The 1,055-nt window shown below is 64.3% G+C and carries 1 pseudogene; it reads left to right on the top strand.

Annotated elements, in window-relative coordinates:
* The first annotated feature begins 175 nt into the window (after window positions 1-175).
* A pseudogene (locus ABT369_RS57870) lies at window positions 176-834 on the top strand (IS701 family transposase).
* Window positions 835-1,055: the final 221 nt, after the last annotated feature.

Genomic DNA, 1,055 nt, shown 5'->3' with positions numbered 1-1,055 from the left:
CTGCGGGTGCCTTTCGTCGGGATGGATAAGACCCTCAGCAAGTCCTATCTTCCCAGCTCAGAAGGCACCCGTTCCTCATCCACCCACCATGTGGGCAGCCCTCAATGAAGGGCCGGGGCTAGTAGTACTTTGTTACGGGAGTGCCTTCGCGGCGGGCCGGTAGTTTCATAGTTCGATGACCCCTGACGAGCTTTCGCTTGCGCGGCAGCGCCTCGAGGCGTTCGTGGCGGAGATGTTCGCGCCGATGGCGCGGTCGGATCAGCGGGTGAAGGGTGTGACGTACCTGCGTGGGCTGTTGCTGGACGGTCGGCGCAAGTCGATGGAGCCGATGGCGGAGCGGCTCGGGGTGGATCATCAGGGGTTGCAGCAGTTCGTGACGACCTCGACCTGGGACACGGCCGCGGTCAGGGCCTGGCTGGCCCGCCGGGCGGTCGAGCTCATCGCGCCGGTGGCGTGGGTGGTCGATGACACCGGGTTCCCGAAGGACGGCGCCGGCTCGCCCGGTGTGGCCCGGCAGTACTCCGGCACCCTGGGTAAGGTCGGCAACTGCCAGATCGGTGTGAGCGTCCACGCGGTCACCGACACCGCCTCGTGCCCTCTTGATTGGCGGCTGTTCCTGCCCGAGTCGTGGGACGTGACGAAGGCGGGACCGGCCGCTGTTCGCGCGGCGAAAGCCAGGCAGCCGACTACCGCGAACTCAAGACCGGTCTGGGTCTGGACCACTTCGAGGGCCGCTCCTTCACCGGCTGGCATCGCCACGTCACCCTCGTCACCGCCGCGCACCTGTTCATCACCATGCTGCGACTCGACCCAAAAGCGGCTGCGCCGGCCTGACCCTCTACAAGGCCCTCCGCGAACTGCAGTACCTGCTCGCGACCTGGACCGGCGCATGCCCCACCTGCCACCAAACCGTGAAACCGTTACACCGCAACAACCATCGACAAACCTAACAAAGCACTACTAGTGTTCTGAGTCGTTAGAAGCTTTATTGATCCGGTTGCAGTAGTTGGCGAGGTTGTCGAGGATTTGATCGGCGGTTTTGGTCCAGACAAAGG

The organism is Dactylosporangium sp. NPDC000244 (assembly GCF_040300725.1).
GTDB lineage: Bacteria > Actinomycetota > Actinomycetes > Mycobacteriales > Micromonosporaceae > Dactylosporangium.
This window is presented reverse-complemented; position numbering and strand designations above follow the sequence as displayed.